The sequence below is a fragment of the Gordonia sp. UCD-TK1 genome (assembly GCF_001691435.1).
GTDB lineage: Bacteria > Actinomycetota > Actinomycetes > Mycobacteriales > Mycobacteriaceae > Gordonia > Gordonia hongkongensis.
On the sequence record NZ_LZMP01000017.1, the window covers coordinates 19,705 to 46,037 of the forward strand.

The 26,333-nt window shown below is 67.6% G+C and carries 26 protein-coding genes and 1 pseudogene; 12 read left to right on the plus strand and 15 right to left on the minus strand.

Annotated features, from left to right (window positions below; genetic code table 11):
- The first annotated feature begins 28 nt into the window (after positions 1 to 28).
- Together A9310_RS11385 and A9310_RS11390 are read left to right on the plus strand one after the other, a co-directional pair.
- Complete coding sequence (locus A9310_RS11385; RefSeq protein ID WP_065630749.1) at positions 29 to 1,825, plus strand: PE-PPE domain-containing protein; 1,797 nt, start codon at positions 29 to 31, stop codon at positions 1,823 to 1,825.
- Positions 1,826 to 1,915: 90 nt separating this feature from the next.
- Entirely contained in the window at positions 1,916 to 3,205 is a 1,290-nt protein-coding gene (locus tag A9310_RS11390) for an MFS transporter (protein ID WP_065630709.1), read from the plus strand.
- Positions 3,206 to 3,283: 78 nt separating this feature from the next.
- Here A9310_RS11390 and bfr read toward each other — a convergent pair whose 3' ends face one another.
- Both bfr and A9310_RS11400 read right to left on the minus strand, forming a co-directional pair.
- Entirely contained in the window at positions 3,284 to 3,769 is a 486-nt protein-coding gene (bfr, locus tag A9310_RS11395) for a bacterioferritin (RefSeq protein ID WP_058250877.1), read from the minus strand.
- 100 nt (positions 3,770 to 3,869) lie between these two features.
- On the minus strand, positions 3,870 to 4,052 hold the full coding sequence (locus A9310_RS11400) for a bacterioferritin-associated ferredoxin (RefSeq protein ID WP_065630710.1): 183 nt from the start codon (positions 4,050 to 4,052) through the stop codon (positions 3,870 to 3,872).
- A 149-nt stretch (positions 4,053 to 4,201) separates the two neighbouring features.
- Between A9310_RS11400 and A9310_RS11405 the strand changes: the two genes are divergently transcribed.
- Genes A9310_RS11405 through A9310_RS11415 form a run of 3 tightly spaced genes read left to right on the plus strand, consistent with a single transcriptional unit; the run spans position 4,202 to position 7,267 of the window.
- The gene (locus A9310_RS11405; protein WP_065630711.1) at positions 4,202 to 5,038 is read left to right on the plus strand and encodes an exodeoxyribonuclease III; all 837 of its coding nucleotides are present in this window, start codon (positions 4,202 to 4,204) and stop codon (positions 5,036 to 5,038) included.
- Between the two features lie 23 nt (positions 5,039 to 5,061).
- Entirely contained in the window at positions 5,062 to 6,117 is a 1,056-nt protein-coding gene (trpS, locus tag A9310_RS11410) for a tryptophan--tRNA ligase (protein WP_065630750.1), read from the plus strand.
- Positions 6,118 to 6,166: 49 nt separating this feature from the next.
- Positions 6,167 to 7,267, plus strand: a complete 1,101-nt coding sequence (locus tag A9310_RS11415; RefSeq protein WP_065630712.1) for a YhjD/YihY/BrkB family envelope integrity protein — start codon at positions 6,167 to 6,169, stop codon at positions 7,265 to 7,267.
- Positions 7,268 to 7,288: 21 nt separating this feature from the next.
- On the opposite strand, the gene A9310_RS11420 is transcribed toward A9310_RS11415, so the two are convergent.
- The 4 genes from A9310_RS11420 to A9310_RS11435 all read right to left on the minus strand — a co-directional run bounded on the left by A9310_RS11420 (position 7,289) and on the right by A9310_RS11435 (position 11,186).
- Positions 7,289 to 8,578: a D-alanyl-D-alanine carboxypeptidase family protein gene (locus tag A9310_RS11420; protein WP_065630751.1), complete on the minus strand. Its 1,290-nt coding sequence runs from the start codon at positions 8,576 to 8,578 to the stop codon at positions 7,289 to 7,291.
- A gap of 10 nt (positions 8,579 to 8,588) precedes the next feature.
- Positions 8,589 to 9,368: a type 1 glutamine amidotransferase gene (locus tag A9310_RS11425; RefSeq protein ID WP_065630713.1), complete on the minus strand. Its 780-nt coding sequence runs from the start codon at positions 9,366 to 9,368 to the stop codon at positions 8,589 to 8,591.
- 73 nt (positions 9,369 to 9,441) lie between these two features.
- Positions 9,442 to 9,921, minus strand: coding sequence for a hypothetical protein (locus A9310_RS11430; protein ID WP_223258988.1), 480 nt, complete (start codon positions 9,919 to 9,921; stop codon positions 9,442 to 9,444).
- Positions 9,922 to 9,968: 47 nt separating this feature from the next.
- Complete coding sequence (locus A9310_RS11435; protein WP_065630714.1) at positions 9,969 to 11,186, minus strand: cytochrome P450; 1,218 nt, start codon at positions 11,184 to 11,186, stop codon at positions 9,969 to 9,971.
- A gap of 164 nt (positions 11,187 to 11,350) precedes the next feature.
- On the opposite strand from A9310_RS11435, the gene A9310_RS11440 reads away from it, so the two are divergent.
- A complete protein-coding gene (locus tag A9310_RS11440; protein ID WP_058250662.1) occupies positions 11,351 to 11,929 on the plus strand; it encodes a TetR/AcrR family transcriptional regulator in 579 nt (192 codons plus the stop codon).
- A 42-nt stretch (positions 11,930 to 11,971) separates the two neighbouring features.
- Here the strand turns inward: A9310_RS11440 and A9310_RS11445 are convergent, their stop codons facing one another.
- From A9310_RS11445 to sdhC, 4 genes are read right to left on the minus strand one after another with little or no spacing between them, the layout of a single operon-like run.
- The gene (locus A9310_RS11445; protein WP_058250661.1) at positions 11,972 to 12,760 is read right to left on the minus strand and encodes a succinate dehydrogenase iron-sulfur subunit; all 789 of its coding nucleotides are present in this window, start codon (positions 12,758 to 12,760) and stop codon (positions 11,972 to 11,974) included.
- Positions 12,760 to 14,514 carry a succinate dehydrogenase flavoprotein subunit gene (gene sdhA / locus A9310_RS11450; RefSeq protein WP_058250660.1) on the minus strand — a complete coding sequence of 585 codons (1,755 nt, stop codon included), beginning with the start codon at positions 14,512 to 14,514 and terminating at the stop codon, positions 12,760 to 12,762. The genes A9310_RS11445 and sdhA overlap by 1 nt, the downstream gene beginning before the upstream one ends.
- Before the next feature lie 14 nt (positions 14,515 to 14,528).
- Entirely contained in the window at positions 14,529 to 14,984 is a 456-nt protein-coding gene (locus A9310_RS11455; RefSeq protein ID WP_058250659.1) for a succinate dehydrogenase hydrophobic membrane anchor subunit, read from the minus strand.
- 12 nt (positions 14,985 to 14,996) lie between these two features.
- Positions 14,997 to 15,401, minus strand: a complete 405-nt coding sequence (gene sdhC / locus A9310_RS11460) for a succinate dehydrogenase, cytochrome b556 subunit (RefSeq protein WP_058250873.1) — start codon at positions 15,399 to 15,401, stop codon at positions 14,997 to 14,999.
- 224 nt (positions 15,402 to 15,625) lie between these two features.
- On the opposite strand from sdhC, the gene A9310_RS11465 reads away from it, so the two are divergent.
- Genes A9310_RS11465 through A9310_RS11475 form a run of 3 tightly spaced genes read left to right on the plus strand, consistent with a single transcriptional unit; the run spans position 15,626 to position 18,491 of the window.
- Entirely contained in the window at positions 15,626 to 16,030 is a 405-nt protein-coding gene (locus A9310_RS11465; protein ID WP_058250658.1) for a cytidine deaminase, read from the plus strand.
- A complete protein-coding gene (locus A9310_RS11470; protein WP_065630715.1) occupies positions 16,027 to 17,364 on the plus strand; it encodes a thymidine phosphorylase in 1,338 nt (445 codons plus the stop codon). The genes A9310_RS11465 and A9310_RS11470 overlap by 4 nt, the downstream gene beginning before the upstream one ends.
- The gene (locus tag A9310_RS11475; protein ID WP_065630716.1) at positions 17,361 to 18,491 is read left to right on the plus strand and encodes an adenosine deaminase; all 1,131 of its coding nucleotides are present in this window, start codon (positions 17,361 to 17,363) and stop codon (positions 18,489 to 18,491) included. The genes A9310_RS11470 and A9310_RS11475 overlap by 4 nt, the downstream gene beginning before the upstream one ends.
- Before the next feature lie 48 nt (positions 18,492 to 18,539).
- Here the strand turns inward: A9310_RS11475 and A9310_RS11480 are convergent, their stop codons facing one another.
- The 3 genes from A9310_RS11480 to A9310_RS11490 all read right to left on the minus strand — a co-directional run bounded on the left by A9310_RS11480 (position 18,540) and on the right by A9310_RS11490 (position 21,284).
- Entirely contained in the window at positions 18,540 to 19,829 is a 1,290-nt protein-coding gene (locus A9310_RS11480; protein ID WP_065630717.1) for a primosomal protein, read from the minus strand.
- Positions 19,830 to 19,953: 124 nt separating this feature from the next.
- Complete coding sequence (locus A9310_RS11485; RefSeq protein WP_065630718.1) at positions 19,954 to 20,913, minus strand: C40 family peptidase; 960 nt, start codon at positions 20,911 to 20,913, stop codon at positions 19,954 to 19,956.
- Positions 20,910 to 21,284: a type VII secretion target gene (locus tag A9310_RS11490; RefSeq protein ID WP_065630719.1), complete on the minus strand. Its 375-nt coding sequence runs from the start codon at positions 21,282 to 21,284 to the stop codon at positions 20,910 to 20,912. Before A9310_RS11490 ends, A9310_RS11485 begins: the two co-directional genes overlap by 4 nt.
- A 119-nt stretch (positions 21,285 to 21,403) precedes the next feature.
- Here A9310_RS11490 and upp point away from each other — a divergent pair, with 119 nt between their 5' ends.
- The 3 genes and pseudogenes from upp (at position 21,404) to A9310_RS11500 (ending at position 24,370) form a co-directional block, all read left to right on the plus strand.
- Positions 21,404 to 22,033, plus strand: coding sequence for a uracil phosphoribosyltransferase (upp, locus tag A9310_RS11495; protein ID WP_065630720.1), 630 nt, complete (start codon positions 21,404 to 21,406; stop codon positions 22,031 to 22,033).
- Between the two features lie 64 nt (positions 22,034 to 22,097).
- Positions 22,098 to 22,998, plus strand: a pseudogene (locus tag A9310_RS25175) (leucine zipper domain-containing protein).
- 133 nt (positions 22,999 to 23,131) lie between these two features.
- Positions 23,132 to 24,370 carry an HNH endonuclease signature motif containing protein gene (locus tag A9310_RS11500; RefSeq protein ID WP_175401123.1) on the plus strand — a complete coding sequence of 413 codons (1,239 nt, stop codon included), beginning with the start codon at positions 23,132 to 23,134 and terminating at the stop codon, positions 24,368 to 24,370.
- A 367-nt stretch (positions 24,371 to 24,737) separates the two neighbouring features.
- Here the strand turns inward: A9310_RS11500 and A9310_RS11505 are convergent, their stop codons facing one another.
- Positions 24,738 to 25,406: a hypothetical protein gene (locus A9310_RS11505; RefSeq protein ID WP_065630722.1), complete on the minus strand. Its 669-nt coding sequence runs from the start codon at positions 25,404 to 25,406 to the stop codon at positions 24,738 to 24,740.
- Positions 25,407 to 25,447: 41 nt separating this feature from the next.
- Positions 25,448 to 26,251, minus strand: coding sequence for a purine-nucleoside phosphorylase (locus A9310_RS11510; RefSeq protein ID WP_065630723.1), 804 nt, complete (start codon positions 26,249 to 26,251; stop codon positions 25,448 to 25,450).
- Positions 26,252 to 26,333: the final 82 nt, after the last annotated feature.

A 26,333-nucleotide genomic window follows, 5' to 3' on the forward strand; every position in this document is an offset into this window, starting at 1 on the left:
GGTGGTCCGGGTTCGCACAGGAGCGCTCATGGCCGTGATGGCTCATCTCCGGACCCGACGGGCCTCGTTCACGGTCGCCGGCCTCACCGCATTTGCGGTGGCGGGCGCGCTCTGCCTGTCCGGTGTCGCCCCGGCGGGGGCCGCCGAATGCAGCGACACCGGCGCGGTCATCATCGTCGCCGGAACGAATGACCCGGAGAGTGCGCATCTCGTCGGCGTCACACAGCGCTACACCGGAAAGATGCCGACGGTGGTGGACGGTGACGTGGTCATCGTGGACGACCCTGACAGTGACTACCTGGCAACGCCGAAGGATGTCATCTACGTCGACTATCCGACCACGCTGTGGCCACTCGGCGCCGCGGGATACGACGACAGCACGACGCAGGGGAGAAGTGCGACGGCGTCGGCGATCGCCGGCTACCAGGCGCGATGCGGCGTCGAGTCGGACATAGTCGTCGCCGGCTATTCACAGGGCGCCCGGGTCGCCGGCGACGTGCTCGCCGACATCGGTAACGGGCGCGCCGAACAGGTGGTCGCGACCGACGAGAACGGCGAGGTCATGCTCGACGAGAACGGCGAACCAATTCTCGTCACCATCGAGCCGGGCGGGATCTCCGGCGAGCTGTACTCCGACCCCCGTCGGGCGGGAGACAAGACCGGCCGCGGGATCGAGCTCTCGCTGATCGGCATCATCCCCGGTCTGACGATGTCCGGCCCGCGGGGGAAATCAGAGACCGACAGCGGGTTCGGTGAGCTCGAAGGCGAGGTGGTGTCGGTCTGTATCGACGGTGATCCCATTTGCGACCTGCCCGACCCGATCCACGACCCGATCGGCGCGATCGACGGTCTGCTCGGCTACTTCACGAAGCACAGCCGGTATCCGTTCCAGATGTACCGGGACCCGAAGGAGCCCGCCTGGAACGACGGGCGGGCGGTCGAGTGCGATCCGGAGACTGCCGTCTGCATCGTCGCAGCGGACTCCGCCTTCGCTGAACTGATCCAGGACTGGGCTCGCGACCTCGGATACCGGGGTACGATCGGCGACTTCCTGTCCGGGCGTCCGACGATCGACCTGCCGTACGGCATCGAACTCGCGAACCTGCAGCCGGTGGTCCGGCTCGTGCAGGATCTGTTGCCACCGTTGCCGAAACTCGGATACGGCGCGTATCTGCCGGACCTGTTCGTCTTCGAGGACATCCTGGACGGCATTCTGACGCTGTCGCCGGCGCAGTTCGTCGGCGGCGCGCGAGCGTTGGCCGCCAGTCTCCGCAGCATCGTCCTGCTGCCGGTCAATTTCGTCCGGTACTGGGCGGGCGCGATCATCGGGCCGGTGGCGTCGGAGGGCGGCGCCGTCACGATTCTCGCGGCGGACACGTCGCACCTGCGATCGTCCACGTTCGCGCGACTGGCGGCCGTACCCGACGAGTCCGTGGGGCCGGTCCGCGCTGAAGAAGTGGGCGGGTCCGGCCCCTCGTCCGAGCCGTCGGCGGCCCGGGCTGCCGAACCGGATGCCACCGACCCGTCACCGGCCGGGCAGCCCCCGGTGGGCGACACGACCGACACGTCGTCGGGGGCCGACACGGGCGACGATGCCGAGACCGATACGCCCGACGCGGACCCCGCGCCTGCCCCGCCTCGAGACGACGACTCGCCGGCCGTCACCGATCCCTCGGGAAGCGATGTCGAGACGTCTGGAACCGACGGTCACGGGGGAGAGGACGGCGAGAGGGCCGGCTCGTCCGACACGGCTTCGGACCCGGACGGGCCCTCCCCAGACCCGTCCGAGCCCGACAGCGATGGGGGCTCCGAAGCCGGCGACTGACACCCGCGCGATGCTCAGGACACTGCGCTTGTGAATGAACTCACGACCGGGTGAGGAATCAGCGCTGACGGGCGCGGGTTGGCATCAACCGTGCCTGATGCTCTCTCGACGACCGAAGCCCCGGCCGACCCCTCACTGACGGGTCCGTCCACCGCCGGGGAACTCCGCAGCCCCGCACGGGCCGAATCGGCCGAGGTGTCCCGCCGGGTGCGTCGGTGGACGATCCTGGCCCTTGCGCTGGGTGGATTCGGTATCGGGACGACCGAGTTCGTCGCCATGGGCCTCCTGCCCAACATCGCCGGATCGCTGGGTGTCTCGGAGCCGACTGCCGGACATGTCATCTCGGCCTACGCGATGGGTGTGGTGGTGGGTGCGCCGCTGATCGCGGCGCTCACCGCGCGGATGTCCCGTCGGACGCTTCTGATCGGCTTGATGGTGGCGTTCACGGTCGGCAACCTCGCGACCGTCCTCGCGCCGGATTACGGTCTGCTCCTGGTGGCGAGGTTCGTCGCCGGCCTCCCGCATGGCGCCTACTTCGGGGTCGCGGCTCTGGTCGCCGCTCATCTGGCCGGCCCGCGCAACCGTGGCAAGGCCGTGGGACAGGTGATGCTCGGTCTGTCCGTCGCGAACGTCCTCGGCGTACCGGCGGCCGCCTGGCTCGGCGAGACGTTCGGCTGGCGGTCCGCGTTCGCGATCGTGGTCGTGATCGGAATCGCCACCGTCGTCGCGCTGATCCGGGTGCTTCCCACGCTCACCGGGATGAAGACCACCGACCCGCTCACCGAGCTCGGTGCACTCAAGCGGTCCCAGGTCTGGTTCACACTGGTCATCGGAACCGTCGGGTTCGGTGGGATGTTCGCGTTCTACACGTATCTCAACTCCGCGCTGACCACCGACACCGGGCTGTCGGTGTCGGTCGTGCCGTTCGCCCTGATGCTGTACGGACTGGGAATGGTGACCGGCAACTTAGTCGGCGGTTATGTCGCCGACCGCAGCGTGGCGGTGGCGATCCTCGGCGGACTCACCGCCACCGCACTCTCCCTCGGCGCTTTTGCGATGCTGGCCGAGAATGCTTGGGCAGCATTGATCCTCACCTACCTCGTGGCGCTCACGGGATCGATGATGCTACCCGCGCTGCAGACCAGGCTGATGGATGTGGCGGCCGATGCACCGACCCTGGCCGCGGCCCTGAACCATTCCGCGCTCAACATCGCCAACGCGGCCGGAGCGCTGCTCGGTGGCGTGGTGGTCAGTGCCGGCTACGGATACCTGGCGCCGTCGGTGGTCGGGGTGATGCTCGCGGTGGCGGGTATCGCGGTCACCGTCGTGGCCCTCGCGACCGCGCGGCGCCAGGCGCGGCACCAGCCCGTCGGGTCCTGAACGAGCGCGGCCGTCCTACCAACGACGAGGGCCGACCGGATAAGTCCGGTCGGCCCTCGTGTCGTCGAGTCGGTGCGTTCAGCCGTTCGTGGGCGGTGTGGCGATCGTCTTCGACAGGTAGAGCTGCTCGCCGAGCTTGTTGATCAGCTCGAGTTGCGTCTCTAGATAGTCGATGTGTTCCTCTTCGTCGGCGAGGATCTGCTCCAAGAGGTTGGCGCTGGTGATATCGCCCTTGGACCGGCACATCGCGATTCCGGGGCGGAGTCGTTCCACCACCTCGACCTCGATCGACATGTCCGACTCGAACTGCTCCCGGATCGACTGCCCGATGCGCAGCGGCAGCAGGCGCTGATAGTTGGGCAGGGCGTCGAGGAACAGGATGCGATCGGTCAGGACCTCGGCGTGAGTCATCTCCTCGATCGACTCGGCCCGTGTCTTCGCGGCGATCTCGGTGAGACCCCAGCTCTGCTGCATCTTCGCGTGCAGGAAGTACTGGTTGATCGCGGTCAGCTCACTCGTGAGCTGTTCGTTGAGCAGGTCGATGACCTCGGGGTCGCCACGCATCTGTCCGCCTCCCATTTCCCGTGTGTGTCCGGTCGAACCGTAACACGACAAAACCCCCCGCGCGTCGTCTCGCGCGAGGTTCGTCAGCTCGGAGGTCAGGTCATGCAGCGGTCGTCGCGGTTGACGCCCTTTCGCTCAGGATGGTGTGCAGTTTGTCCAGGCAGGTCCCGCAGCCTTCGCCCGCGCCGCAGCGGTCGCTGATCGCGTCGACCGTGTACGCGCCCGCATCGCAGTGCGCATGGACCTCGTCCACGGTGACGGCGCGGCATATGCAAACGAACATCTCGGAAACTCACCTTCGTGCCTGGATTAGGCAATGCTTACATATCTTAGGGTGTCCGCACAAGGGTTGCCTTACCTTTTTTTGACGTCGTTCGAGTGGCGCGATCACGGCCAATGGGCTGTCGGACAGCCGCCGTAGCATGTGGCCCCGTGCCACTCACGATCTCCACGGTGAACGTCAACGGAATCCGCGCAGCGGTCAAACATCGGTCGGAGGCCAACCGCGGCCTGCTGCCCTGGCTCGACACATCTGGACCGGATGTGGTCCTGCTGCAGGAGGTCCGCGCGAGCGAGGAACTCGCCCGCGACGCGCTGGCGCCGGTGCTCGACACCGGATGGCATCTGACGATGAGCGAGTCCTCGGTGAAGGGCCACGCGGGCGTCGGTGTGCTGACACGTAGCGCGCCGTCGGCGGTGCGCGTCGGATTCGGGAGCGCGGAGTTCGACGACCTCGGCCGCTATCTCGAAGTCGACGTCGACACCGACCTGGGACCGCTGACCGCGGGAAGCCTGTACCTGCCCAAGGGTGCCGCGCTCTCCGACGCCGAGAAGGACATCGCCAAGCACGACGAGAAGGTCCGTTTCATGCGCGAGTTCGGCGCGTACCTGGATCGGTTGGTCCGTCGACGCCGCCACGTCGTCGTGGGTGGCGACTGGAACATCGCGCCCGCCGAAGCCGACATCAAGAACTGGAAGGGCAATCTCAAGAGCCCCGGCTTCCTACCGCACGAACGGGCCTGGGTGGCCGACCTGCTCGCCGCCGGGTGGCGCGACGTCACGCGCGAACTCTTCCCCGACGACGCCGGGCCCTACTCGTGGTGGTCGTGGCGCGGTAAGGCCTTCGACAACGATTCGGGATGGCGAATCGACTATCAGCTCACCAACAAGATGCTGGCCGGCCGGGCGACCAAGGCCGAGGTGGAACGTGCCGCCGCCTACGACCTCCGCTGGTCCGACCACGCCCCGGTCACCGTGCGGTACGAGTGACCGGGTCTGACAAACTGGGCGTCATGACCAGCGACGTAGAGCGCAACGGAGACCCCACGGCCGAGTCGATGCCGACCCGTCCGCGTGTGCTGTCCGGTATCCAGCCGACGAGTGACTCCTTCCACCTCGGGAACTATCTCGGTGCGGTCCGGCAGTGGGTGGCGTTGCAGGACGACTTCGAGGCCTTCTACTTCATCCCGGACATGCACGCACTCACGGTGCCGTTCGACCCGAAGGTCCTCGCCGAACGCACCCGCCTGAGCGTCGCGCAATTGCTTGCCGTCGGTGTGGACCCCGAGCGGTCGACGATCTATGTGCAGTCCCACATCCCCGAGATCGCCCAGCTGACGTGGGTCCTGTCGTGCATCACCGGTTTCGGCGAGGCCAGCCGGATGACCCAGTTCAAGGACAAGTCGGCCAAGCAGGGCGTCGACGCGGCGGGCGTCGGCCTGTTCACCTACCCCATCCTGATGGCCGCGGACATCCTCGCCTTTCAGGTCGATCGGGTTCCGGTCGGGGAGGACCAACGGCAGCATCTCGAACTCACCCGCGACCTCGCCCAGCGATTCAACTCCCGGTTCGGCAAGGTGCTGAAGGTGCCCCAGGCGCACATCGTCGCCGAGTTCGCCAAGATCTACGACCTGCAGAACCCGACGGCCAAGATGAGCAAATCCGCCGAGACCGACAAGGGTCTGATCAACCTGCTCGACGATCCGAAACGTTCGGCGAAGAAGATCCGGTCGGCTGTCACCGACACCGGATCGGAGATCCGGTTCGATGTCGTCGAGAAGCCCGGTGTCTCCAACCTGCTGACCATCCAGTCGGCCCTGTCCGGTGTCGGCGTCGACGATCTGGTCGCCAAATACGAGGGCAAGGGATACGGCGACCTGAAGGTCGACACCGCGGAGGTGCTGACCGAGTTCGTCACCCCGCTGCGCGGGGGGGTCGAGGAGTACCTGTCCGACCCGGCCGAACTCGACGCCATCCTGGCTCGGGGCGCGGCCCGCGCGCGTGCCATCGCCTCCGAGACGCTGGCGTCGGTCTATGACAAGGTGGGGTTCCTGGCGCCTGGCCGGTGAGACCGCATCCGCCGGACGCCGTCCCGCGATCCGACCAGGAAGGCCATCCATGACCTCCGCGCGAGACTCGGCGAGATCACCGGTGGACACGGCGAAATCAGCTGTGGACAAAGGGATGTCGACCGTCGACAAGGGCAAGTCGGCCTTCGCCGCGGCGCGGGAGAAGTGGCCCGCCGTCGAGCACCTGGTGCAGACCGTCGAACGCTACAACGACCGGCGCGGAAACGTGTATGCGGCGGCCATCAGCTTCAACGGCATCCTCGCGCTCGTCCCGATCATCATGGTGGTGTTCTCGGTCGCCGCGTTCGTGTTGGCGAATCAACCACAGCTGCTCGAGGACCTGCAACAGGCGGTGGTCGACGCCGCGCCCGGCAAGATGGGCGAGCAGCTCAGTGAGGTCATCGATTCGGCGATCTCCTCCCGCGCCGCGGTCGGGATCGTCGGTCTGATCGGTGCCGCCTTCACCGGGATCGGGTGGATCTCCGGCGTCCGGGTCGCCTTCACCGAGATGTACGGGGGCCGCGTCGACCGCAACCCCGTGCTGTCGAAGGTGTGGGATCTCCTCACGTTCGCATTGCTGGGCATGGCCTTCGCCGTGACGATGGCGCTGACGACGCTGGGCAACAGCGGGCTCACCACCACGATGCTCTCCTGGGTGGGCCTCGACGACGCGTCATGGGCCCCGGTCGTGGTGCGGGCCGTCGCCATCGTCGTGTCGGTGTTCGCCAGCTGGCTGCTCTTCACCTTCGTGCTGGCGCGGCTACCGCTGGTGCCGCTGCCCATGACGCACGCCATGAAGGCCGGACTGGTCATCGCGATCGCGTTCGAGCTGATGAAATCCCTTGGCGGGCTGTATCTCCAATCGGTCCTGGGCTCGCCGGCCGGGGTGGCGTTCGGTCCGATCTTCGGTGTGTTCGTCTTCGCGTACCTCGCGTCGCGGATCGTGCTGTATGCCACCGCGTGGTGCGCGACCGACCCCATCAACAGCAAGTACCAGGTCGTGGAAGAGCCGGACGCGGAACTGCACCGGCCGGTCCAGATCTCGCCGACGGTCGAGGTGAGCCCGGCGCCCCGGCCCGGCGCCCTCGCGGCCGCCGTCGGACTGGGCGCAGTCGCGGCCGCGCTGATCGGAGCCCTTCGGCGGCGTTGACCTCCGGCGCTGGTCGTCTGATCAGCGGCGTCCGGAGAGCTTCAACCCGATGAGCAGGAGGATGACCGCCGCGAGTGCGGCCACGAGCCCGATGAGGATCTGGACCGAGGTCGACGACGCCTGGTCGGAACCTGTTGCGACGGCGCGGTTCTCGGTCTGCGTCGGCGCTGGTGTCGAGGACGGTCCGGACGCGGCCGACGGCTCGACGAGGCGGCCCACCGAGATGGCGGGGTCGGTTCGGAATCCGTAGTCGAACATCGCCTTCGCTTGGTCCCAGTACGGATCCCCGTCGACGGACAGGCCGAACATCTGCACGATGATCACCGTCCGGCCGTCGCGTTCGGCGGCACCCACGAACGTCTTCCGTGCGTCGTCGGTGTAACCGGTCTTGCCGCCGAGCATTCCTGGATACCCATCGACGAGGAGGCGGTTGGTGCTGTACATGTCGTAGGGCGGATGATCCTTGTCGCCGGGCACATCTGGACGCCGCGGGTAGCCCGGGAAGCGGAACGTGGGCATCGCGATGATCTCGCGAAAGGTCGGCTCGGTCATCGCGGCCCGGAACAGCAGCGCCAGATCGTAGGGCGAGGAGGACATCCCGGCGGCGTCCAGTCCGGACGGGCTGGCAGCACGCGTGTCCGTCGCGCCCAGGTGCGCGGCCCGGTCATTCATCTTCTCGAGTGTCGCGTCGACGCCCCCGAGCTGACGCGCGAGCGCATGCGCGCAGTCGTTGCCGGACACCAACAACAGTCCGGTGAGCACGTCGCGAACGGTGTAGACACCACCGGGCCCCATGCCGCATGAGTCGCCTTCGGTGCTCCAGTCCTCGACGGTGGGCACGATCGGCGCCGCGAGGTCGAGTTCGTCGAGGACGACGAGTGCGAGCAGCACCTTGATCGTCGACGCGGGCCGGTAACGGCCGTGGGGATCCTTGGCGGCGATGACCTGTCCGGACTCGAGATCGGCGATCAACCAACCCGCGGAGGTCAGCCGTGGCGGAACGGGACCCGCCGACGGATCGGCGACGACCCCGCAACCGGCGAGATCGGCACCCCCGACGGCGGGAGAGGGAACCGGAAGGGGAGCGGGGGTCGTCGAACCCGGTGCGACGACCTCGGATTCGTCGACGGCCGGAGGCGTGGCGACTTTGTGCGGGCAGTGATCGGTGACCGGCGTGGTGATCGCCGGAGGCGGTACGGTCGGCAGCGGGACGGCCACGGCCGGCGCTGCGCGGAAGACGAGGCCGAGCACTCCGACGGTCAGTACGGCGACGAGCGCGCACGCGGTACGACGAGTCCACGTCGGGGTCATCGGCCGCACGTTACCAGCGGGGCCGTGCGCTGCCGACGACATCCTGCAACCAGCGCCGCATCACCGCTTCCGCCGTCGGCACGGTCACTTTCTCCGCGGCCGCGGCGTCGATCGGGAAGCGGTCGGTGGCCGACTCACCCAGGACCTCGGCCACCGCGGACCGTGATTCCGGGTGTGACAGCCATCCCCTGACGAGACCGCCGCCGGCTTCGAGGTGGAACTGCACTCCGTAGCAGTTGTCCACGCGGAACAACTGATTGACGCAGGCGTCGGAGTACGCGAGCAGGGTGGCCCCGGGTGGCAGGGTGAACGTGTCGAAATGCCACTGGACGGTGTCGATGTCGCGTGGTGCGGGTGCGGTGACCGCACCGCCCCACACCGGGTCGGCCATCCCTGCCTCGTTGAGACGCACCCGGCGTACACCGAGTTCCGGTGTGTCGCTCGTGTGCACCTCGCCACCGAGAGCCGCTGCCAGCATCTGTGCGCCCAGACAGACACCCCAGATGGGCACATCCCGTTCACGGGCTCGGCGGAGCAGGTCGATCTCGTCGGCGATCCACGGGATGCGGTCCGCGTCACCGACTCCCATCGCTCCGCCGAGAACGAGGATGGCGTCGAAATCCGCTGGGTCGACGGTCGCGGGTTCGCGCCAGATCCGCAGGGTGGTCGTCTCGGTGATCGCGTGCAGGGCGGGTCCGTAGGCGCCGGGTGGTTCGGACTCCGCGTGCCGGATCTCCAAGACCCGCAACCGCTCCCGCGGGCGTTCGACCGGCTGTGTTCTGGTGCTCATGACGAGTTCAAGAGTACGGTCTCGGTGGCGATTCCTCTCACCGACGCGGGGGCGGAACCCACGCCGGGTTGCGTCAACCGGAATGACATGAACTCGTGGGACGGGACCCGTGCGCGGTGTGGTCGGCGACCCGTTCACCGTCGACGGTGATCTCACACCGTGCGAACCGCCCGCCGGACTGGAACAGCGCGTCGACCGGTGCCTCGGCCGCGGCCCGCGTGTACACCAACGACGCCTTGAACTTGCCGTCTGGATCTCGTTGCGACAGCGGCACTTCGGACTGTGTGCGGAGTCTTCCGTCTGCGTCCGTCCACGCTGCGGCGCCGTTGTGCTCGTGGTCGGAGATCAGCGTGATCGTGATGCGTTGCGTGTCGGTGGTGGGTGCTGCCGCGGCCGGTGCGAACACCAGGAGGCACGCGAGCGCACTCACCGCGAGTGTCAGCAGCAGCCGGAACAGAAGGGCGCGGGCCATGAAGTACTCCGTTCGATGGGCGATCACCGGTCCGGCGACGGGCCGGGTTCCTCGGTCTTCCTTCGACGCATCGGACGGCATATCGGTTCCATCGGGCTGCTGAGCGAGCGGAAGTCGGGATTCTGCTGTCAGCGGGTGATCGTCAGCGGCAGCGTGGTGAAACGACGGACGAGAACCCCGGGCTCCCACGCCGCCTGCGTCAGATCGACCCGGAACGCAGTCGTGGAGCGCAGCAGATGCTCGACCGCGAGACGCGCCTGCAGACGCGCCAGCGCGGCCCCGACACACAGGTGCATGCCCTTCCCGAACGCCAGATGTGACCGGCGCGCGGCCGGATCGAGGTCGATCGCCGCGGGGTCGACGAAATGGGCGGGGTCCCGGTTGGCGGCGCCCCACATCAGGAAGATGTGCGACCCCGCGGGCAGGTGCGCGTCACCGAGGGTGGTGTCGGCGACGACATGCCGGAAGTGGCCGCGGAACGGCGTCTCGAGCCGCAACGCCTCCTCCACGAACACCGGGATGAGATCGGGATCCCGGCGCAACCGTCCGGCGACGTCGGGGTGCCGGTCCAGCAGCCAGACGACACTGTTGAGCAGGCTCGTGGTCGATTCCGCCCCCGCCGCGACCAGCTGGAACAGGATCATCACCGCGGTCTCGTGATCGAGACTGCCGTCGGCGACACGGCGTGCCACCTCTCCCAGCGCGGTCGGCCCGCTCTCTTCGCTCCCGGCGCCGGCGCCGGTGTCAGTGTCAGTGTCAGTGTGCCTCAGCGCCGCCGACAGATAGGCCGTCAGCTCACCGACCGCCGCGGTCGCGGTCGTCAGCTGGTCCGGCGTGATGACGCCGTCGATCAGGACGTTCGTCGCGATCGCCCACCGGGTCAGCGTGGCACGGTCGGCGACCGGCAATCCGATCACCGCCGTGGCGACCTCCATCGGAATCCGTTGCGCGACAGCGCTCACCCAATCGATCCGGCCACCACGGAGATCGTCGGCCCATGCCTCCGTGATGTATCGACGAATGGTCGGTTCGAGCTCGCGGGTACGTGCCGGAGACACCGACCGCATGGCGAGCTTCCGATGATCGCGGTGCCTGGCCCCGTCGGCGGTGGCGAGGACGTGCATAGCGTCGCCCAGGCCGGCGACCGGAAACTCCGAGACCGTGCCGTCGCCGTGCCACACCATCGTGGCGGTCAGGTTCGACGAGAAGTCCTCCGGGCGTCGGACCGCGTCGGCGATCAGGTCCCAGGAGCCGACGGCGAAGAACGATGAATCCCCGATCCGCTGCACGGGCGAACCGGTGTGCAGACGCGAGTAGAAGGTCGTGGGATCGGCGGTGGTGTCCATGGAGTCCAGCGTGGGCGACCCCGGGCCGTCGATGCACGCATATCCCCGAAGTCGAGATCGGTGAGAAGTCACGACACCATCCGGTGTCTCAGGCTAGCCTCGTGAACAGCTGGAACGTCCTTCATCGACAGGATGGTTCGTCTCACCATGAGAACGGCGGAGCGATGGCCCGGGACTGGCTGGTCGACGGAGACCGGCACGATGCTGCACGCGAGCGTCTGATCGCGCACGCGGCGGCCCTCATCGCACGCCGTGGCCTCGACGGGTTCGACCTCGACGAGCTCGGTCGTCGGGCGCACTGTTCGAGGGCGACGATCTACCGCCATGCCGGCGGTCGGTCCGCGCTGATCGAGTCCGTGCTGGCCACCACGTCGGCACCGGTGCTCGCCGCCATCCGTGCGACCGTCGCGGATCTCACCGGGCCCGATCGCGCCCAGACGGCGATCATCGAGACCCTGCGCGCACTACGCGGCGACCGGGTCATCCGGCAGTTCCTCCGGCCCGACAACCTCATCGGCGCGACGCCAACCGTCCTGTCGTCCCCCGCGGTGCACGCGGTGGCCGCCGATCTGGTCGGCGTCGACCCCGATGATCCCGCGGATGCACGGTTCCTCATCCGTTCCGTTCTCGCCCTGCTGCTCTGGCCCGCCGAACCCGACGAGGAGGCGCGGAGCGCGGAATCGATCGTCGCCGGCATCTTCCGTCGGGACCCCGGCACCGACGACGACGGCCCGCACCCCTGAGGGTGCGGGCCGTTGCCGGGCTGCAGAGAAAGTTCGAATCGGCTAGCGCGAGAACATGAGTGCGCGCTTGACCTCCGAGATCGCCTGGGTGACCTGAATGCCACGCGGGCACGCGTCGGTGCAGTTGAACGTGGTGCGGCAACGCCACACACCGTCGACGTCGTTGAGGATGTCGAGACGCTCGACGGCCCCCTCGTCGCGGCTGTCGAAGATGAACCGGTGCGCGTTGACGATCGCGGCGGGACCGAAGTACGAACCCTCGGTCCAGAAGACCGGGCAGCTCGTCGTACAGCAGGCGCACAGGATGCACTTGGTGGTGTCGTCGAACCGGGCGCGGTCGGCCTGGCTCTGGATGCGTTCGCGGGTCGGCTCGTTGCCCGAGGTGATCAGGAACGGCTTGATCGCGCGGAACGCGTCGAAGAACGGTTCCATGTCGACCACGAGATCCTTCTCCACCGGCAGGCCGCGGATCGGCTCGATGGTGATCGTGATCTCCTTGGACTTGTCCTTCGGGAGCATGTCCTTCATCAGCAGCTTGCAGGCGAGACGGTTGACGCCGTTGATCCGCATCGCGTCCGACCCGCACACGCCGTGGGCGCAACTACGACGGAACGTGAGCGTCCCGTCCAGGTAGCCCTTCACGTACAGGAGCAGGTTGAGCAGGCGGTCGGTCGGCAGCGCCGGGACGCGGAAGCTCTCGAAGCCCTGGGCGTCGGGATTCTCCGGGTTGAAGCGGAAGATCTTGAGCGTCACCATGGTGGCCTCGTCGGGCACCGGAGGCAACGGCGGATCGTCGGAAGACGGTGCGGGCTTGTCCAGAACAGATGTCATCAGTACTTACGCTCCATCGGCTCGTAGCGGGTTTCCACGACCGGCTTGTACTCCAACTCGATGTCTGAAAGGAGGTCCGTGCCCTTTTTATAGGCCATGGTGTGCCGCTTGTAGTTGACGTCGTCACGATCCGGGTAGTCCTCGCGTGCGTGACCGCCGCGCGACTCCTTGCGGTTCAGGGCTCCGGCCACCGTCACCTCCGCCATCTCCAGCAGGAAGCCGAGTTCGATGGCCTCGAGGAGATCGCTGTTGAAGCGCTTGCCCTTGTCATGGACTCGAATGTGGGCGTAGCGCTCCTTGAACCGGTGGATGTCGGTCAGGGCCTGCTTGAGGGTCTCCTCGGTGCGGAACACCGAGGCGTTCGCGTCCATCGAGGCCTGCAGCTCGGTACGGATGTCGGCGACGCGCTCGTGTCCGTGGTCGCTGAGCAGCAGCTCGAGCCACGAGTCGACCATCTCGGTGGGCGTCTCGGGAAGCTCGGCGAACTCGGCCGAGTTCGCGTAGTCCGCGGCCGCGATCCCCGCGCGTCGTCCGAAGACGTTGATGTCGAGCAGTGAGTTGGTGCCCAGCCGGTTGGCTCCGTGGACCGACACGCACGCACACTCGCCGGCGGCGTACAGGCCGTGGACGACCTCGTCGTTGTTGCGCAGCACCTGACCGTTGATGTTGGTCGGTATGCCGCCCATGACGTAGTGACAGGTGGGGAACACCGGCACGTACTCGGTGACCGGGTCGACGCCGAGGTAGGTACGGGCGAACTCGGTGATGTCGGGGAGCTTCTCGTTGAGGACGTCCTCGCCGAGGTGGGTCACGTCGATGTAGACGTAGTCCTTGTTCGGCCCGGCGCCGCGACCTTCGAGTACCTCGAGCACCATCGACCGGGCCACGATGTCGCGCGGCGCGAGGTCCTTGATGGTGGGGGCGTAGCGCTCCATGAAACGCTCGCCGTCGGCGTTGCGCAGGATGCCGCCCTCACCGCGGACCGCCTCCGAGATGAGGATGCCGAGCCCCGCGAGACCCGTCGGATGGAACTGGTGGAACTCCATGTCCTCGAGGGGCAGGCCCTTGCGGAAGATGATGCCCATGCCGTCGCCGGTCAGCGTGTGCGCATTCGAGGTCGTCTTGTACATACGGCCCGAGCCGCCGGTGGCGAACACGATCGACTTGGCGTGGAAGACGTGGATCTCGCCGGTCGCGAGCTCGTAGGCGACGACACCGGTCGCGACCTGCTCGCCCTTCTCGTTCTCCGTGAGGCAGATGTCGAGGGCGTAGAACTCGTTGAAGAACTCGACGTCGTGCTTGACGCAGTTCTGGTAGAGCGTCTGCAGGATCATGTGGCCGGTGCGGTCGGCGGCGTAGCAGGCCCGCCGGACCGGGGACTTGCCGTGATCGCGGGTGTGGCCGCCGAAGCGTCGCTGATCGATCTTGCCCTCGGGCGTCCGGTTGAAGGGAAGGCCCATCTTCTCGAGATCGAGCACCGCGTCGATGGCCTCCTTGGCCATGATCTCGACGGCGTCCTGATCGGCGAGGTAGTCACCACCCTTGACGGTGTCGAAGGTGTGCCACTCCCAGTTGTCTTCCTCGACGTTGGCGAGTGCCGCACACATGCCGCCCTGGGCCGCGCCGGTGTGGCTGCGGGTCGGGTACAGCTTGGTCAGCACCGCGGTGCGAGCACGAGGGGCGGCTTCGATCGCCGCGCGCATGCCTGCGCCGCCGGCGCCCACGATGACGACGTCGTAGCGATGTTCCTGCATGTTGTGGGTCTCCTCTAGCCGACGCTGTTGACGTCGAAGGTCAGGAGGGCGTAGGTGCCCATCGTGAGGACGAGGATCATCGACACGGCGAGCAGCACGTTCAGCCAGAAACGGGTCGAGTCCTTGCGGGAGTAGTCGGCGATGACGGTGCGGACACCGTTGCCGCCGTGCAGCTGGGCCAGCCACAGCATGGTGAGGTCCCAGATCTGCCAGAAGGGTGAGCTCCAGCGCGCGGCGACGAACGAGGAGTCGATGCGGTGCACGCCGCCGTCCCAGGCCAGCATGATGAACATGTGCCCGATCGTCAGGACGACGAGCAGCAGCCCGGAGAACCGCATGAACAGCCATGCGTTCTTCTCGAAGTTGCCGCCCTTGGGCTTGCGGGGCGAGCGCGGGTTGTCCAGGCTCGCGGGACGGTCGTGCTGAGTACCGAGGGTCTTGGCGACACCGGTGGCTTCCGAGGTGGTCATCTCTGGTGTCTCCTACAGGTGGCTGAACATGATCTGCAGCAGGCGGACCGTGCCGGCACCGAAGACGATGACGAACAGGGTCATGGCCACCCACAGCATCTGTCGCTGGTACTTGGGTCCCTTGGACCAGAAGTCCACGAGGATCAGGCGCACACCGTTGAAGGCGTGGAACAGGACGCACGCGACCAGGGCGATCTCCATGAGACCGATGATCGGCGTCTTGTAGGTCTCGATGATCTCGTCGTACTGATTGGGGTCGACTCGGATGACCGCGGTGTCGAGCACGTGTACGAAGAGAAAGAAGAAGATCGTGACGCCGGTGATGCGGTGCAGGACCCACGACCACATGCCGGGATCGCCGCGATAAAGAGATCGTCTGCGCACCGGGTCGGGTGCGACTTCGGTCGAGGTGCTCATCGGGAAAGTGGCCTCCAACATCGTCGATGGACGCGTCGAATCGGCATGCTCCGACTCGACCATGGACCCATACGAAGAGACTCTAAACCCATGCACATTCCGGTGGTAAATTGCCCGAACCGATCTGGGCGACAAGACATTACGACTTAGGTTTGCCTTACCCAAGCTTTGCGGTGATGAAATCCGGATGAACGGCCGATGACGCCGGGCGACAGGAGATCCACGTGGTTACAGAAATCGATTGGGATGTGTTGCGGGACAAGGCCAGATCGATGATCGGTCGTGCCTACGCACCCTACTCCCGGTACCCGGTGGGCGCCGCCGGGATCACAGCCGAGGGCGGTGTCGTCGCCGGTTGCAATGTGGAAAATGTCTCATATGGCCTGGGTATCTGCGCCGAGGTCGCACTGGTCGCGGCCCTGGTGAACGACGGAGGCGGGGCGCTGCGGGCGGTCAGCGTCTGCGACGCCCGCGGGGCGGTTCTGATGCCGTGCGGACGGTGCCGACAGGTCCTGCTCGAACACGGCGGGCGCGAGCTCCTCGTCGACCACCCCGGTGGTCCCCGGATGCTCGCCGAGCTGCTTCCCGATGCCTTCGGACCCGACGATCTCGAGGCGGTCCGTTCATGACGGTCGACGCCCGGGAGATCATCCACGCGGTGTCGGTGATCGCCACCAAGCGGGGCGGACACGAACTCGCCGACGCACAGATCGCGTGGATGGTCGACGGCTACACCCGCGGCGAGGTGGCGCCGGAACAGATGTCGGCATTGCTGATGGCCATATATCTGCGCGGGATGAATCGCCGTGAGATCGCGTCCTGGACGCACGCGATGATCGACAGCGGGCGCCGGATGGACCTGTCCGGTCTGCAGCGGAACGGGCGGCCGCTGGCCACCGTGGACAAACACTCCACCGGCGGTGTCGGGGACAAGATCACCCTCCCGCTCACGCCGCTCGTCGCGTCGTTCGGCGTCGCGGTGCCGCAGCTGTCCGGTCGGGGGCTCGGTCACACCGGTGGGACGCTCGACAAGCTGGAGTCCATCCCGGGGTGGCGGGCCGAGGTGAGCACGTCCGACATGCTCGACCAGCTCGAGCGGGTCGGCGCGGTCATCTGTGCCGCAGGCGCCGACCTGGCACCCGCCGATCGCAAGCTCTACGCCCTGCGCGATGTCACGGGCACGGTCGAGTCCATTCCGCTGCTGGCGTCGTCGATCATGAGCAAGAAGATCGCCGAGGGCACCGGTGCGCTGGTCCTCGACGTCAAGACCGGGTCGGGTGCCTTCCTGCCCGACGAGGACGACGCGCGCGAACTGGCGTCGACCATGGTCGAACTCGGTCACGACGCCGGTGTCGACACCCGTGCGGTCATCACCGACATGGGCACACCGCTCGGACTCGCGATCGGCAACGCCGTTGAGGTGGCCGAGTCGGTGGAGGTACTCGCCGGCGGCGGACCCGCCGACGTCGTCGAACTGACCCTGGCTCTCGCCCGGGAGATGCTCGACGCCGCCGGGCTCGTCGACGCCGACCCCGCAACCCATCTCGCCGACGGCCGGGCGATGGACACGTGGCGGGCGATGATCGCGGCGCAAGGTGGCGRCCCCGATGCGCCCCTGCCGACGGCGCGCCACCACGACACCGTGACCGCGTCGGGCGACGGCATCGTCACCGAGATGGACGCGCGCGCGGTCGGCGACGCCGCGTGGCGCCTCGGCGGCGGCCGATCGAAGCCGGGGGAGGCGGTCGCGGCAGAGGCGGGAGTGACCATCCATGCGAAGCCCGGTGATCGTGTCCGAGCCGGTCAACCGTTGTTCACCCTGCACACGCAGGATGAGGACCGGATCCCCGGCGCCCGCTCCTGCCTGGCCGGGGCGACGACCGTGGGGCCCGACTCCGCCGAACACGCGGGCGGCGCGCGCACCCGTCCACTGATCATCGACCGCGTTAGGTTTCCATCATGACGACGCTGACCCCGGCGAACATCTCCCTCGCCCCGAAGGTGCTCCTTCACGACCACCTCGACGGCGGACTCCGGCCCGCGACGGTCCTCGAGTTGGCCCACGAGGTGGGATACGACGGCCTCCCGGCGGATGAGAACGGCAGGCAGATCGATGACGCCGAGACGCTCGGGCAGTGGTTCCGACGTGCGGCCAACAGCGGCTCGCTCGAGCGCTATCTCGAGACCTTCTCGCATACGGTCGCGGTGATGCAGACCGTCGGCGGGTTGGAACGCGTCGCGCGCGAGTGCGTGGAGGACCTCGCCGCCGACGGGGTCGTGTACGCCGAGGTGCGTTATGCGCCCGAACAGCATCTCGAAGGTGGGCTGACCCTCGACGAGGTCGTCGAGGCGGTGCTGCGGGGCTTCGCCGAGGGCGAGGCGGTCGCGGCCGAGCGGGGCCGGACGATCACCGTGCGGTGCCTGGTCACCGCGATGCGCCACGCCGCCCGGTCACGCGAGATCGCCGAACTCGCGGTCCGCTACCGGGACCGGGGTGTCGTCGGTTTCGACATCGCCGGCGCCGAGGCGGGGCATCCGCCGACCCGCCATCTCGACGCCTTCGAATACATGCGGGCCAACTGTGCGCCCTTCACCATCCACGCCGGCGAGGCATTCGGGCTGCCGTCGATCCACGAGGCCATCGGCTTCTGCGGGACGGACCGGCTGGGTCACGGCGTCCGCGTCTTCGACGACATCGAACTCCCGGAGGGGGTCGATCTCGCGGCGCACTCGTTCGCGGGTGCGCGGCTGGGTCAGGTGGCGAACATCGTGCGGGACAAGCGGATTCCGCTGGAGCTGTGCCCGAGTTCGAATGTGCAGACCGGGGCGGTCGGTTCACTCGCCGAGCATCCGTTCAACGTGTTGGCGCGCCTACGGTTCCGGGTGACGGTGAACACCGACAACCGATTGATGTCCGACACCACCATGAGCAAGGAATTCGGCCTGCTCGCCGATCGGTTCGGCTATGGCTGGGCGGATTTCGAGCGGTTCACGGTGAACGCGATGAAGTCGGCGTTCATCCACTTCGACGAGCGGCTGGCGTTCATCGACGACGTGATCAAGCCCGGCTACGCGGTGCTGCTCGGCTGAGCAGCACCGTCGCGGCCGGTTACGGGCGGGAGGAGGGGACTGCGCCCGTCATCCCTTCTTGGTGAGCCGGGCCTCGAAGTCGTGCTCGAGCGCGCGCCACGCCTCGGCCTCGTTGTCGAACGGACCGCTGGGCGCCATGCGCTTGGGGTCGGGGTTGACGGTGTAGTCGACGAACCATCCCAGCGGAGTGGTGGTGCCGAGGGCCTCGGAGACCGTGTTGTCACCGGCGTAGTCGGCTGCGTCGGTGAAGAGTTCGACGGCGAGGTCGAGCTGGTCGCGATCCATTCGGCGGGGGCCGTCGGCGATGTCGTCGGCGAGACCCGGCAGGACGTAGACGTTGTCGTCGATGACGTCGAACTCGAGTGATCCGTTGGTCGCCTCGGTGCGGACCTCGTCGAACGTGGACAGGTCGGCGAGGTCGTGCGTGTTGTCGTCGGCGAGGAACCGCGAGAGCGAGCGCGCCGAGGTGAACACGAAGATCTTGCCCTTGGTGCCGAGGAACACCGGGTCGTCTCCGAGGTAACACCGCAGTGTCAGGTACTCGTTCGCGCTGGTGACGATCTTGATCGGGTCGATGCCGACCGACGCCCAGAAATCGTCGTCGTCGTAGTCGTCCTCGTCCTCCTCGTCCGTGTCCTCTTCGAGGTCATCGTCGTCGGCGGCGTCCGAGGACTCGGAGTCGGGGGCACCGACGATCTCGATGTCATCGTCGGTCGGCTCGTCCTCGTCCTCGGCGGACGCGGCGGCCTCGAGTTCGGCCTCGGCGGTCTCGACGGCCTTGGCGTCCACCTTCGGTGTGCTGATGACACCGTCGATGGCATCGAGCACGTCATCCCAGTGCTTGGCGATGAGCCGGCCGATGCGCACCCAGAGGTCGGTGCCCTCGCGGCCGTCGAAGTTGCGTGTGCCGGTGGTGACGGCGCCCAGGATCGGGTTGCCGTTGAAGAACTTGGTGACCGGTGTCAATTCGCAGACCTCACCGAGGATGCGGACGATCTCGAGTGCGTCTTCGAGTTCGGCGATGACCTCGGCGGTGGGGTCCTCCGCGGCGAGCTCGGGTACGCCGACGAGGTCGTAGCTGTGGCGCCCGTCGGGGACCAGTTCATCGGCCTGCAGGCCGACCACGGTCGACCACGCCGGGTGCTCGACGAGATCGTTGTCCTCGTTGGTGCGGATGAACGCGGCGAGCTCGGCGACAGAGGGCAGGACGTACAGGTCCTCGTCCAGTCCGAGGAAGGCCTCCCATTCATCGTCGCCCTCACGCCAGCGGGGTGCCCACAGGGTGAAGCTGTTTCCGTCGGTGAGTCCGAGCTCAATCGGGACGATGTCTCCGGCCATGGGGACACAGCCTAGCGATTGTCGGCGGCGGATCCAGTAGTGCCCCCACAGACGGTCGGTGGTGTGCCGACGACTTTTCGATGAACTCCTGACCCGCCCGCGGGTGCGACCATCGGCGCGGCTCTCATCGTGGACGGAAGAATCCTTCGAATGCCTGGTCGAGGTTCGAGGTGCGTACCGGCGAGACGCCCACGGGGTCACCGGCTTCGATCATTTGACCATTGCCGATGTACATCGCCACGTGGCCGGACCACACCGCGAGGTCTCCGGGCTGCAGCTGCGCCTGGGACACCTGATACCCGGCGGTGTCCTGCTCCTGGGCGAGGCGGGGGAGTTCGAGCCCGGCCTGCCGGTAAGCCCACTGTGTGAAGCCGCTGCAGTCGAATCCGTCGGGCGTCGTCCCGCCCCAGACATAGGGCACCCCGCGTTGACTCAGCGCGGCCCGCACCGCGGTCGCCGCGCGTTCGTTCGGAGCGTGGGCGACCGAGCCGTCGGGCAGCGTGATGGGGACGCCGCCGGGCGTGGGGACGGGCGACAGTCTGGCGGCGTCGCCGCCTGCGACTCCGACCATCTCGGCCGGCGCCGTGCGGCGGGCCAGGGCGGCCATCGCCTCGGTGTCGGAGCCGAGCTCGGCGCGAGCACGACCGATGATCTCCACGCCGCGGCTCAGATGCTCGACGGCGATCGGCAGGACCGCGAGAAGGACTGCCGGAGTGGCCAATCCGCCGGCGAGGCCACGGACATGCCGTTCCAGGGAGTCCACGAGGCCGTTCAGCGCGGTCGACGCCATGTGGACGGTACGGCCGGCGCTCTCGACGAGCCGGCCGAACTCGGCGGCGCATTCGGTGAGTTCGGTGAGTCGGCGCTGGTTCGCCGCGGTCGCGGCTGCGGCTCCGGCGGCCCCGGCTCCGTCCCACCGCGTGAGGACGGACTCGGCGGCCGACGTCGACCGCCGGCGGACCGACTCGACGGTGCCCGCTACGGTCCGGACCCGTTCGGCGGGGTTGCCCGGTGCCAGGATGCCGGTCCCCAGCGCGGCGATCAGTTGCCGCAAAGGCTCGACGAGGAATTCGACGGGGATCACAGCGTCAGCTCACCGGCCGTCGCGATCCGGTCGCCGGCGGCGCAGTCGCAGTCGGCGTAGGACGTTGCGGCCGAGCTCGTCGTGAGTCCGACGCGTTCCTCGCGCGCCGCGGCGGCCTCGATGGTGCGACGGTGCAGGTCGAGGAACTCGACGACGGCGGTGAGGAACTCGATGCCGATGAGACCGAAGGTGATGGCGAGTTCGACCACGGCGGCGTCGTCGCTGCCGGTCCCGCCCTCGAGCATCCGGGCGTTGGTGCGGTGTGCGCCGGAGAACTCGTGCAGCGCAGACGAATCGGCGAACAGTCGGCCATCGGTGTCCGGGCCTGGCCGGGAGGGTGCGGGATAGGGATGGGGGGAGGACGGGCTCATGGGTTTTCGACGCGGCGCGGCCCCGTTGGGTTCCATCAAATTCTCGCGGCGACCCAGACCGGCGTGGTGGAGCTCGCCCAAGCGGCACGCGAGCGCCGGGGAGGAAATAGGGTGTCGGCATGGAGTCCCTGATCGTCGACCATCCCCTCGCAGCCGCGCGTCTGACCACGATGCGCGACGAGACCACCGACAACGCCGGATTCCGGGCTGCGCTGTCTGACCTCACCCAGATGCTGATCTACGAGGCGCTTGCCGGTGCGCCGCGCGCCGACGTCGCGATCAACACGCCGATGACCGCGCACACGGGATCGAGGCTGGCATCCCCGCCTCTCCTGGTCCCGGTCCTGCGGGCCGGACTCGGCATGGTCGAGCAGGCCCACGCGATGGTGCCCGAGGCGCATGTCGGTTTCGTGGGCCTCGCCCGCGACGAGGAGACCGCGCAACCCGTGCCGTACCTGGAGTCGCTGCCGGAGGACCTGTCGGGACGGCCGGTGTTCGTCCTCGACCCCATGCTCGCCACCGGCGGCTCCATGCTCCACACCATCGAGTTGCTGATCGCCCGCAACGCCACCGACATCACCGCCGTATGTGTCGTCGCAGCGCCTGAAGGGGTTGCGGCGCTGGAGAATTCGGGACACCCGTGCCGGCTCGTCGTGGCCGCCGTGGACGACGGGCTCAACGAGGTCAACTACATCGTGCCCGGTCTCGGTGACGCGGGCGACCGGCAGTTCGGTCCGAGGTATTCGTGAGTATGGCTGAACCTCGCGCGGCACGTCGCTGAGACAAGCCACACGTCGTCATTCAAGGGCCCTCATGACCCGCCCTGATGTTCTTTTCGCCGAACGCTGCCGTCTGGTACTGGCAGGATGCTTCGTCGATCACCGATCACGGACGGCCGCTGCGGTGGGCCGCCGGACGGTTTGAATGCTCGAGCGACGGCCGAGAAACGGGCCGACGGCTACCGCGTTCACGGCGAAGCCGGCATGACAGATCGCTCCAGCCGCCCCACCCGTCACCCAACGAGCCCCGGTGCGACGTGAACGTCGAATCATCAAGCTACGCCTATCTCCCCTCCGGGACGCAGCTCCTATTGCCACGCATCTACTGCTGCGAGATCGATCGTCAAGGCGGTGCTGCGCCGATATGGGATGCCACTGTTGCGACACCTCGCCCAGGCCATCGCGCTGCCGGTACGCCGAACCCCGCCGCGGCGCTTAGATCACGGCGCTCCCGGAGGCCGCCATATCGTCGACGACCACACTCGGTTGCGTACTCCGAGATCCTCACCGACGAACGCACAGAGACCGATACGCAATTCTGGGGCCGGGCACGCCCTTCTTCCACGCGCACGGCATCACGAACAACAGTTTGTTGGCCGACTACGGCGGCAGTTGCCGCCCAGGGCTTTCCGCGCATGCCCTCGGCCCTGAGATCGCGCACCAGAGACCCGTCTGTACCGGCCACAGACCACAACAGAGTTGAACGCTTCCACCGGTTGCTCGCCTCGGAAAGGGCCTTCGCGAGGTCCACACCACTGAAGCCGCCCGAGCGGCGACCTACGACGACTGGCTGCACGACTACGAAAACCACCGAATCCACACCGGTATCGGCGGATTCGCCCGAACGCCTACGCGTTCACAACTTCACCGGGGCTATAGCGAATCCGCGGCAAGAACACCGTTGGAAGAACGAATTCCGAAACGGGTGTGACTGAAGTTCACCACTGTCATCGATCCACGCTCTGCAACGCACAGTGGACGAAAAGCACTGCACAGTAATTGGTTTCGTAATTTCCGGGCTTGTGGAGTTTTCTCGTAATCGAATGGGTGTTCCTGTACCTTGGAGTCATGTCAGAGCTAGCCACTCTCCTCGATCAACTCATCGAGACCACCCCACCCGTCGACGATCCCACGGGCAGAGCGACATTCGACGCCCTCGACACGTGGCGCCTGATCCGCAACCTTGCCGATCACCAGATCGCGACGCACACAGCGCAACTCGATGCTCTCGGGGTCGCGCAGAAAGCCGGTAGCACCACCAAGAAGCTGCTGATCGAGTCAGGACATGCGCCGGCCTCCGCCCTCCGCACCATGCGGAGTGTCGACGCGCTGCCCAACCTGCCCGCTTTGGCGCGTCATGCCGCCGATGGGCGGCTGTCCGGCGAGATCGTCGATGCCATCGTCCGAGGCATGAACGAGATCGAGAAACGATGTGGTGAGGCGCTTTCCGACGACAAGCGCTCACGGTATGAGCTCGAACTCGTCGCCCAGGCACTGTCCGGGGCGGCGCCGACGCAAGTACTCAAGCATGCTCGCGCGATCGCCAACAACCTTGCCGACGCTTCCGATGCCGGAATCCCCGCCGCCGACGACCCATCACTGAATTCGGTGAACGCGCACACCACCGACGACGGCCGCGTCGAGGTCCGCGCTGACCTCACCCAGGTGGTCGGTGAGAAGTTCATGGCGATGATCGACGAACGGTCCTGTCCGCGGCGCGAACCCGACGGCACCGAGGATCGACGCACCGCCGAGCAACGCCGCGCCGACGCTTTCGAGTTGATCCTCGATCAAGCAGCGATCGGCGCGACCATCGACACCGTCGGAAGCCCACGCACGCAACTGATGCTGACGATCCCCGCGACCGGAGACCTGGCGTCGCTGCCGTGGACCGGGCCGGTCAGCCATGCCACCGCGAAACAAGCGTCGTGCGACGGCTCGCTGACGGAGATCATTCTCAACGGTGAGGGCGTACCGCTGCAGATGGGTCACACTCATCGGTTGTATCCGGCACACCTCCGCAAGGCGATCATCGTGCGTGACGCCTGCTGCATCAAATGCGGTGCACCACCGTCACATACCCAGGTTCACCACGTCACCCATTGGGCCGACGGCGGACCCACCGACCTCGACAACGGCTGCCTGCTCTGCCAACGCTGCCACACCCAGGTCCACCACCACGGCTGGGACATCGTGATGGGTTTCGACCGTCATCCCTGGCTCGTCCCACCCGCGACCATCGATCCGCGGCGCCGACCACTGCCCGCTTACAACCGACGCACCATGCGACTCGACGACGCCGCCTGACCGCTGCCGCCACAGACCACCAGACTTTCGCGTAGCACCTTCGCACCCGGGCCACACCCGGGACCGACCCTGTCCCTTGACAACTCAACAGTGTCACCCCAGCGGCAACCGCCCGTACGAGACCGGAACGTCTCGTCGTCGTGGGTGGAAGGCGACTGCCGAGCGCCGAATGAGGGCCCGGACCTGGGCCAGTGCTGCCGGGTGTTCCAAACTGCCGGGGACGGTGGTCGTCTGTGCCTCAGGCGAACTGGCGGCACGTCCAAGCGGGGGCGGCAACGTCGGCGTGGCAACGGTCATCCCGTCACGCACGCTTCGCATTACTGTGACCGGGCTACACCGAACCGCGGTCAGCGAGGTTCGGCGGGTCTCAGCCGGGCAGCGACCAGTACGCGAGCATCGGCTCCTCGGTGAGCACGGCGCCGCCGTCGACGATGGTGAGACTTGTCGGCGAGACGAGGTAACGCACCGAGCCGTTGCGCGCCTCGAATGTGTTACCGGTGCGGGTCGGGAACTGGAGTTCGATCCCGCCCTCGGGTGCGGCGCCCTTGTAGTACAAGCGGCCCGTCTGGGTGCCCACCTGGCAGATCACCACGCGCGACCGGGCGGTCTGTCCGACGGCCACGGCGGGGTCGTCGGCGGCGTTGCAGCGGGGACCGTTGGTGAATCCCTGCCAGTCGGCGCCGGCGACGGTGGGGGTCGGCCGGACCGGGGGCGGCGGCGTCGTCGTGGTGGTGGTCGCGGTGGTGGGGGTCGTCGTCTCCGCGGGGCGGGTGACGGTACTCGTGAAGGTCGACGCCGACGGTTGTCCGCCGTCCGCGCTGTCGCGGTCCGCGGACTCGTCGTCCGCGGGGATCAGGAGCAGCGCCGCGAGGACGCCCACCACCACCAGCAGCACGCCCGCGCCGATCGCCACCAGCACCGCCGGCGACGACCACGGGGACCGCGGCGGGCCAGGTGGCACCGGGCCCTGCGGGTAACCGCCCGACGGATAGCCACCCTGGGGATAGCCGCCTGGACCGCTCGGTGGATAGGTCATCTCGCTCCTTCGGTTCGGCCGGCCGCCGGTTCCGTTCGGTCCTACAGTTCGCCGATGATCCGGGCCAACAGCTCGCCCATCCGGGTTGCCGACGCGCGGCCGACCTCCAGGACCTCTGCGTGGCTCAGGTGTTCGCCGGTCATGCCGGCCGCGAGGTTGGTGACCAGGGAGATGCCGAGCACATCGAGTCCGGCGGCGCGCGCCGCGATGGTCTCGTGCACGGTCGACATCCCGACCAGGTCCGCACCCATCGTCCGCAGCATCCGGATCTCGGCGGGGGTCTCGTAGTGCGGGCCGGGGAGCCCGGCGTAGACCCCCTCGGCGAGGCCCGGGTCGATGCCGCGCGCGATCTGTCGCAGCCGCGGTGAATAGGCATCGACCAGGTCGACGAACTGGGCGCCGACCAACGGGGAGCGGGCCGTGAGATTCAGATGATCCGAGATGAGCACGGGTTGCCCGACCGACATGTCCTCGCGCAGACCGCCCGCCGCGTTGGTGAGCACGACGGTGTGGACACCGGCCGCGGCTGCGGTGCGGACCGGGTGGACCACGCGAGCGAGGTCGTGGCCCTCGTAGGCGTGAATACGTCCCAGCATCAACAGGACTCGTCGATCACCGATCCGGACGGAGTGGACCACGCCGCCGTGGCCGGCGGCCTTGGGCGGGACGAATCCCGGGATCGACGCCACCGGCAACGAGCGGATGGGCCGCCCGAAGGCGTCGGCGGCAGGTGACCATCCCGACCCGAGGATGACGGCCACATCGTGTGTAGCGGCGTCGGTCTCGGCAGCGATCGTGGCCGCGGCGACGATGGCCGCGGCATCGGGGTCGGCGGTGGGCTCCATGCGCCAACCCTAAACCGTTCCCAGGCCCACACGGCCGCGCGTCGCAGCGCGCCGACCGATCGGGTCGGTGGCGACGAGACCG